The sequence below is a fragment of the Sediminimonas sp. genome (genome assembly GCF_024637375.1).
Lineage (GTDB): Bacteria > Pseudomonadota > Alphaproteobacteria > Rhodobacterales > Rhodobacteraceae > Sediminimonas.
The window spans coordinates 1-7,837 of the sequence record NZ_JAGXFK010000090.1; the positions used below are offsets into that span (position 1 = coordinate 1).

Annotated in this window: 4 protein-coding genes and 1 pseudogene; 3 read left to right on the top strand and 2 right to left on the bottom strand. The window is 67.2% G+C overall.

Translation table 11 applies throughout. The features are described from left to right. Positions 1-1,086, bottom strand: a pseudogene (locus Q0L89_RS14265) (hypothetical protein); the annotation flags it as partial. A gap of 159 nt (positions 1,087-1,245) precedes the next feature. Here Q0L89_RS14265 and Q0L89_RS14270 point away from each other — a divergent pair. Beyond that, entirely contained in the window at positions 1,246-1,947 is a 702-nt protein-coding gene (locus Q0L89_RS14270; protein ID WP_296766449.1) for an SIMPL domain-containing protein, read from the top strand. Positions 1,948-1,981: 34 nt separating this feature from the next. On the opposite strand, the gene Q0L89_RS14275 is transcribed toward Q0L89_RS14270, so the two are convergent. After that, complete coding sequence (locus tag Q0L89_RS14275; protein ID WP_296766450.1) at positions 1,982-3,277, bottom strand: aminotransferase class I/II-fold pyridoxal phosphate-dependent enzyme; 1,296 nt, start codon at positions 3,275-3,277, stop codon at positions 1,982-1,984. A gap of 88 nt (positions 3,278-3,365) precedes the next feature. Between Q0L89_RS14275 and Q0L89_RS14280 the strand changes: the two genes are divergently transcribed. Together Q0L89_RS14280 and Q0L89_RS14285 are read left to right on the top strand one after the other, a co-directional pair. After that, positions 3,366-3,779, top strand: coding sequence for a VOC family protein (locus Q0L89_RS14280; protein ID WP_296766453.1), 414 nt, complete (start codon positions 3,366-3,368; stop codon positions 3,777-3,779). Between the two features lie 253 nt (positions 3,780-4,032). After that, complete coding sequence (locus tag Q0L89_RS14285) at positions 4,033-7,470, top strand: pyruvate carboxylase (RefSeq protein ID WP_296766454.1); 3,438 nt, start codon at positions 4,033-4,035, stop codon at positions 7,468-7,470. Positions 7,471-7,837: the final 367 nt, after the last annotated feature.

The window sequence follows — 7,837 nt, forward strand, 5'->3', positions numbered from 1 at the left end:
CATATCGTCGGCAGCGTCAGATGTGTATAAGAGACAGCCACCACGCGCCGCGCCGCCGCCGCTGGTGGCCGACCGCGCCGGCGGTGCGATTTCGGGCGCCGTTCCGGTGCCGCGCGCTGGTGCGGCCGGCTTGGCGGGGGTGGATGGTTTGCGGGCATGCGTCGTGGCGGCGGCGGGCTTGCCGCCCGGCTTGGGCTGCGGTTTCGTCGCCGCTTGCGGTGTGCCGCGCTTGCCCGCTGCCTTGGCGGCGGTGCCCTTGCCACCCGTGTTGCCCAGGCCGAAGGTCAGGCGCGGGGTGGCCTTGGCAACCAGCGTGCGTGCCATCGCCTTCGGGTCGACGCCCTTGTCGGCATCGCTGCCCTCTGCCTGACGGCGCGATGAGAACGCCGGCGCCGGCGTCGGCTTGGCGGTGGCGGCGGCCTTGCGTGGCGGCTCGGGCGGATCGGCAACCGGTTTCTTGCCGGCGGTCGCAGCACCCTCGGGCGGTTGCGAGAATGGCTGTGGCGGCGCGGGGGGCGTTGTCTCCTCGGTGGCCGTTTCCGTCGACGGAAGGTGCGCCATGCCGACGATGCGGATCGCCTCGGCGTCGCGCTCCATCGGTGCCTCGGCACCGGCGCAATTGCCGAAATAGGGTTCCCCTACAAAGGCATCCTCGGATGGGGTGGCGACGAAGCCCAGTGGGCCGAACTTGTGCTCGGTGGCGAAGGTTTCGGCCTCTTCGAGCGTCTCGCGCGCCACGGCGGCGACATGGGTGCGTGCGCCGTCGACCGACCAGTCGATGCGCAACTGTTCCAGTGTATAGGGCGTCGCGCCATCAAGCGCCGCGCGTGCGGCCCGCTCGCGCGCCACGTCGTCGGCGCCGGGCGTATCGAGCGTGATATAGCGAATCTGTTCGTTCGGGATCACCAGCTTGCAGTGCAGGCCGCCGCTGTCGAGTTGCAGCGCGGTGCGCCGCAGAACCGCCAGTTCGCCGGCCAGGTCGTCGGCGTTCAGGTCCACCTCGCCCACGAGGTGCCAGCCCGAAGGCACGCGGTGCAACAGGCCAATACCGTCAAAGGACAGGGTCAACGCGAAGTTCGGTTTCATGACTTTGGTCTTATCATCCCCCCGCGCGGCCGTGGAGTCCGTCGCATCAATCGGTTCTTGTTACAGCAGCTTTTCGCGCAGGGAAAGGGATGGCGCATATTCCGCTTGCCTGCGCTGCCGCGAATGAGATCCTTGGCCATGGTAACAAGGAGAATCGCCATGCGAAACAGGTTCCTGATCGCAATGATCGTCGCCCTCTTGCTTCCCTTCGCCGCGCAGGCCGGCGACGAGGAGTCCCGCCGTATCAGCGTTTCCGGGCAGGGCAGCGTCGATCTTGCCCCCGACATGGCGGTGATCGACCTTGGCGTGACCCACCGCGACCTGCAGGCCGCCGCCGCCCTGCGCAAGACGTCGCGCGCAGCCGCGGCGATGCTCGAACGGCTTTCGGAGCTGGGGGTTGAGGCACGCGATGTGCAGACGTCGTCGCTGTCGCTGAGGGCGGTCTGGGAAAAGCCCAGGGATGATGCCCGGCGCGTTCATGCGGGCTTCGAGGCGTCGAACATGATCACCGTGCGCCTGCGCGATCTGGATATCGTGGGCGAGGCGCTGGATCTGCTGGTCGCCGACGGCGCCAACCAGTTGAACAATATCCGCTTTGCGCTGGAGGATCCGCAAGACGCAATGGACGAAGCACGCCGCCGCGCCGTGGCCGACGCGGTGCGCCGGGCAGAAATCCAGGCCCGCGCCGCCGGCGTGAGCGTGGGTGACGTTTTGTCGATCGACGAATCCGGCGCCCGGGTGCCTCAGTTCCGCGACACGCGCATGGAGATGGCGCAGGCCGCCCCCGTGCCCGTCGCGGGCGGTGAGGTGGGCGTCAGCGCGTCGGTGTCGATGGTGTTCGAACTGGTCGAGGCCGAGTGAAGCGGGGCGCCTCGGCCCCGCCTCACGGCTCGTATCACGCGGTGGCCTTGGCCAATGCCTGGTCGAGGTCGCGGATCAGGTCGTCGGCGTCCTCGATCCCGATCGAGATGCGCACCACGTCCGGCCCGGCGCCGGCGGCGATCTGCTGCTCCTCGGTCAGTTGCCGGTGCGTGGTGCTGGCCGAATGGATCACCAGGCTGCGCGTGTCGCCCAGGTTGGCAACATGGCTGAACAGCTCGAGGCTCTCGACCAGTTTCACGCACGCCGCATAGCCGCCCTTGAGCGCGATGGTGAACAACCCGCCGGTGCCCTTGGGAAACAGCCGCGCCGCGCGGTCGTGATAGGGCGAGGAGGGCAGCCCGGCATAGGTGACGGCCGCGATGCGCGGATCGGCCTCCAGCCACTCGGCCACTTTCTGGGCGTTCTCGGTGTGGCGCTGCATGCGCAGCGACAGCGTCTCGATCCCCATCAGCGTGTAATGCGCCGCCTGCGGGTTCATCGTCATCCCCAGATCGCGCAGGCCGATCGCGATGCTGTGGAACGTGAAGGCGAGATTGCCGAACGTCTCGTGGAACTTGAGGCCGTGATAGGCGGGCTCGGGTTCGCTGAGCGACGGAAACTTGCCCGACGCCGACCAGTCGAAGCGCCCCGAATCGACCACCACGCCGCCGGTCACCGTGCCGTTGCCGGTCAGATACTTGGTCATCGAATGCACCACCAGCGTGGCGCCGTGCTCGATCGGCTTGCACAGGTAGGGGGTGGCGCTGGTGTTGTCGACGATCAGCGGCAGCCCGGCCTTGTCGGCCACCGCGGCGATTGCCGGCAGGTCGGTGACGTAACCGCCGGGGTTGGCGATGGATTCGCAGAACACCGCGCGGGTGTCGTCGTCGATGGCTGCCGCGACGGCCTCGACGTCGTCGAAATCGACGAACCGGGCCGACCAGCCAAAGCGTTTGATCGTCTGGCTGAACTGGGTGATCGAGCCGCCGTAAAGCCGGGTCGAGACCACCACGTTCAGCCCCGGCCCCATCAGCGGGAACAGCGCCATGATCTGTGCCGCGTGTCCCGACGAGCAGCACACCGCGCCGACGCCGCCTTCCAGCGTGGCCATGCGTTCCTGCAACACCGCCACCGTCGGGTTGGTCAGGCGCGAATAGATATAGCCGACCTCTTGCAGGTTGAAGAGCGCCGCGGCGTGATCCGCATCGCGGAACACGTAGGCGGTCGTCTGGTAGATCGGGGTCTGGCGGGCGCCGGTGGCCGGGTCGGGCCGGGCGCCGGCGTGAACCTGCAACGTGTCGAAGCCGTAACCGGGTGCGTCGTCTGTCATGGAATGTCCCTCCTTGCTCTTGTCACCCAAATCACTAATCCATGGGGGGCGGGGCGACAACGCGACAATGACGGCGAAAGGACGAAGAATGCGACCGGCGTTTCATTTGGCATATCACGTTCGCGACCTGGGCGCGGCAAGGGAATTCTATTCCGGCCTGCTGGGCGCGACCGAGGGGCGCAGCACCGACACATGGGTCGATTTCGATTTCTTCGGCCACCAGCTCAGCCTGCACCTGGGCGCGCCGTTCGCCACCACCGATACCGGCCGCGTGGGCGATCACATGGTGCCGATGCCGCACCTGGGCGTCGTGCTGCCGCTGGGCGAATGGCGCGCGCTGGCCGATCGGCTGACGGCGGCGGGGGTGGATTTCATCCTCCCGCCCTCGGTGCGGTTCGAAGGCGAGCCGGGCGAGCAATGGACGATGTTCTTCCGCGACCCCAGCGGCAACCCGATCGAGATCAAGGGCCTGGCCTCGGAAGACGGGCTTTTCGCCCGCTGAGCCCCGCCCCGGGCGCGGCGGCACGGGGCCGGACGCGCGCAATGCCGCTTTGCCGCGCTGCCGCGTCGTTTTGCTACGCGATGGCCCGTGAAGTTCTGCCAATTCTGCTCGCGACCCGCGAAATCGGCGCCGCGCCGCGCATTCCTTTCAAGAATCTTTCCCGCGACCGCCACCAAACTGTTGCTCTGCGTTGCGGCATGACGCTACCACATCGCAACGCGCCCGCCCGGACACCAAGACAGGAGCCCGACAGATGCCCGAGTTCAGAAAGATCCTCATCGCCAACCGCGGCGAGATCGCCATCCGCGTGATGCGCGCGGCCAACGAACTGGGCAAGAAAACCGTGGCCGTCTTCGCCGAGGAAGACAAGCTGAGCCTGCACCGCTTCAAGGCGGACGAGGCGTATCGCATCGGCGACGGGATGGGGCCGGTCGCGGCTTACCTGTCGATCGATGAGATCATCCGCGTAGCCCGCGAGGCCGGCGCCGACGCGATCCATCCGGGCTATGGGCTGCTGTCGGAAAACCCCGATTTCGTCGATGCCTGCACCGCCGCCGGGATCACCTTCATCGGGCCACGAGCGGAGACCATGCGCGCGCTTGGCGACAAGGCCAGCGCAAGGCGCGTGGCGATCGAGGCGGGCGTGCCGGTCATTCCCGCCAGCGACGTTCTGGGCGACGACATGGATCAAACCCGCCGGCAGGCCGACGAGATCGGCTATCCGCTGATGCTCAAGGCGTCCTGGGGTGGCGGTGGCCGGGGCATGCGCCCGATCAATGGCCCCGACGAGCTTGAGGAAAAGGTGCTGGAAGGCCGGCGCGAGGCCGAGGCGGCCTTCGGCAACGGCGAGGGCTACCTTGAAAAGATGATCGTCCGCGCGCGCCATGTCGAGGTGCAGATCCTCGGCGACAAGCAGGGCGGCATCTACCATTTGTGGGAGCGCGACTGCTCGGTCCAGCGGCGCAACCAGAAGGTCGTCGAGCGCGCCCCCGCGCCTTACCTGACCCAGGCGCAGCGCGAAGAACTGTGCGACCTGGGCCGCCGCATCTGTCAGCACGTCAATTATGAATGCGCCGGCACCGTCGAGTTCCTGATGGACATGGACACGGGCGATTTCCATTTCATCGAGGTCAACCCCCGCGTCCAGGTCGAACACACGGTGACCGAGGAAGTGACCGGCGTCGATATCGTGCAGGCGCAGATCAAGATCGCCGAGGGCCAGCTGCTGGCGCAGGCCACCGGCAAGCCCGCGCAGGCGGCGATCACGCTCAATGGCCACGCGCTCCAGACCCGGATCACCACCGAGGACCCGCAAAACAACTTCATCCCCGATTACGGCCGCATCACCGCCTACCGTTCGGCCACCGGCATGGGCATCCGGCTCGACGGCGGCACCGCCTACGCGGGCGGCGTCATCACCCGCTACTACGACAGCCTGCTGGTCAAGGTCACCGCCTGGGCCCAGACCCCCGAAGGCGCCATCGCCCGGATGGACCGCGCCCTGCGCGAGTTCCGCATCCGCGGGGTTTCCACCAATATCGCCTTCGTCGAGAACCTGCTCAAGCATCCGGTGTTCTTGAACAACGAGTACACCACCCGGTTCATCGACGAGACGCCGGAGCTGTTCAAGTTCTCCAAGCGCCGCGACCGGGCGACCAAGATCCTGACCTATATCGCCGACATCACCGTCAACGGCCACCCCGAGACCCAGGGCCGCGCCAAGCCCGCCGCCGCCAAGCCGCCGCGCCCGCCCCGGTTGCAGGGCGCGCCCGCGCCGGGCAGCAAGACCCTGCTGGAAGAGCAGGGCGCCAAGGCGGTCGCCGACTGGATGCTGGCGCAGGAGCGGCTGCTGCTGACCGATACCACCATGCGCGACGGGCACCAGAGCCTGCTGGCCACGCGCATGCGCTCGATCGACATGATCCGTGTCGCCCCGGCCTATGCCGCCAACCTGCCGCAGCTTTTCAGCGTCGAATGCTGGGGCGGGGCGACCTTCGACGTGGCCTACCGTTTCCTGCAGGAATGCCCGTGGCAGCGCCTGCGCGATCTGCGCGCGGCGATGCCCAACCTGCTGACCCAGATGCTGCTGCGCGCCAGCAACGGGGTCGGCTACACCAACTACCCCGACAACGTGGTGCGCGAATTCGTGCGCCAGGCGGCCGAAACGGGCATCGACGTGTTCCGCGTCTTCGACAGCCTCAACTGGGTGGAAAACATGCGCGTCGCCATGGACGCGGTGATCGAGAGCGGCAAGATCTGCGAGGGCACGATCTGCTATACCGGCGATATCCTCGACCCCGACCGCGCCAAGTACGACCTGAAATACTATGTCGGCATGGCGCGCGAGCTTGAATCCGCCGGCGCGCATGTGCTGGGGCTCAAGGACATGGCCGGCCTGCTCAAGCCCGCCGCCGCCAGCGTTCTGGTCAGAGCACTGAAGGACGAGCTGTCGATCCCGGTGCATTTCCACACCCACGACACCAGCGGCATCGCAGGGGCCACGATCCTGGCCGCGGCCGAGGCCGGCGTGGACGCCGCCGACGCCGCGATGGACGCGCTGTCGGGCGGCACCTCGCAACCCTGCCTGGGGTCGGTCGTCGAGGCGCTGCGCCACACCCCGCGCGCGACCGGCCTCGATATCGAGCGCATCCGCGAAATCTCGGATTATTGGGAACAGGTGCGTGCGCAATATTCGGCCTTCGAGGCCGGGGTGCAGGCGCCCGCGTCCGAGGTCTACCTGCATGAAATGCCCGGCGGGCAGTTCACCAACCTCAAGGCGCAGGCGCGCAGCCTGGGGCTCGAGGAGAAATGGCCCGAGATCGCCCGCACCTACGCGGACGTGAACCGCATGTTCGGCGATATCGTGAAGGTCACGCCATCGTCGAAGGTGGTGGGCGACATGGCGCTGATGATGGTCAGCCAGGGGCTCAGCCGCGCCGATGTCGAAGACCCCGAGAAAGAGGTCGCCTTCCCCGACTCGGTGATCGACATGATGCGCGGCAACCTCGGCCAGCCGCCGGGCGGCTTTCCCGCGGGAATCGTGAAAAAGGTGCTCAAGGACGAGGCGCCCAATACCGAGCGCCCCGGCAAGCACCTGGCGCCCGTCGACCTGGAAGAGACGCGCCGCAAGGTCGTCGAGGAACTCGAAGGCAAACCGGTCGACGACGAGGATCTCAACGGCTACCTGATGTATCCCAAGGTGTTCCTCGATTACATGGGCCGTCACCGGCAATACGGGCCGGTGCGCGCCCTGCCCACGCGCACCTATCTTTACGGGATGGAGCCGGGTGAGGAGATCAGCGCCGAGATCGACCCCGGCAAGATCCTGGAAATCCGCCTTCAGGCCGTGGGCGAAACGGGCGAGGACGGCGACGCCAAGGTGTTCTTCGAACTCAACGGCCAGCCGCGGGTGGTCCGCGTGCCCAACCGCCTGGTCAAGTCCAAGACGGCCGCGCGCCCCAAGGCCGAGGCCGGCAACCCCAACCATGTCGCTGCGCCGATGCCCGGCGTGGTGGCCAGCGTGGCCGTCACCCCGGGTCAGAAGGTACGCGACGGCGACATGCTGCTGACCATCGAGGCAATGAAGATGGAAACCGGCATCCACGCCGAGCGCGACGCCACAGTCAAGGCGGTGCACGTCCAGCCCGGTGGCCAGATCGACGCCAAGGATCTGTTGATCGAATTGGAATGAGCGACCGGGCCGCGCGCCGGGGTCGATTCGGCGTTTGGCGGGGCGTTTCGCGCGGGCGCGCACCCTGTCTGTGCGGGATTGTTGAGCGTTGAACCATCTTGCGCGCCGATGCGGCGCGGGGGCGATCACGATATCGGTAACGCGGGCGCCACGGTCGCGTGATGCGTGAGTGATGTTACCGTTTCGATGTCGTATAACTATCTGACATTGCGTTATATTAATCCGGGTTCCGCGCCCGCGGCGCGGCCGGGCGCGGGGTGCTCGCGGCCAGGCACGCGGCGGTGAACGGACGTGTTTTGAATCCCCCGGCGGCGGCGGCCATCTTGGGTGCAGATCGAAACCGATCCTGAACCTGAACTCGAAAGGA

Coding starts and splice junctions, on each gene's coding strand:
- Q0L89_RS14280 (WP_296766453.1), top strand. CDS start 3,366: ATGCGACCGGCGTTTCATTTGGCATATCACGTTCGCGACCTGGGCGCG.
- Q0L89_RS14285 (WP_296766454.1), top strand. CDS start 4,033: ATGCCCGAGTTCAGAAAGATCCTCATCGCCAACCGCGGCGAGATCGCC.
- Q0L89_RS14275 (WP_296766450.1), bottom strand. CDS start 3,277: ATGACAGACGACGCACCCGGTTACGGCTTCGACACGTTGCAGGTTCAC.
- Q0L89_RS14270 (WP_296766449.1), top strand. CDS start 1,246: ATGCGAAACAGGTTCCTGATCGCAATGATCGTCGCCCTCTTGCTTCCC.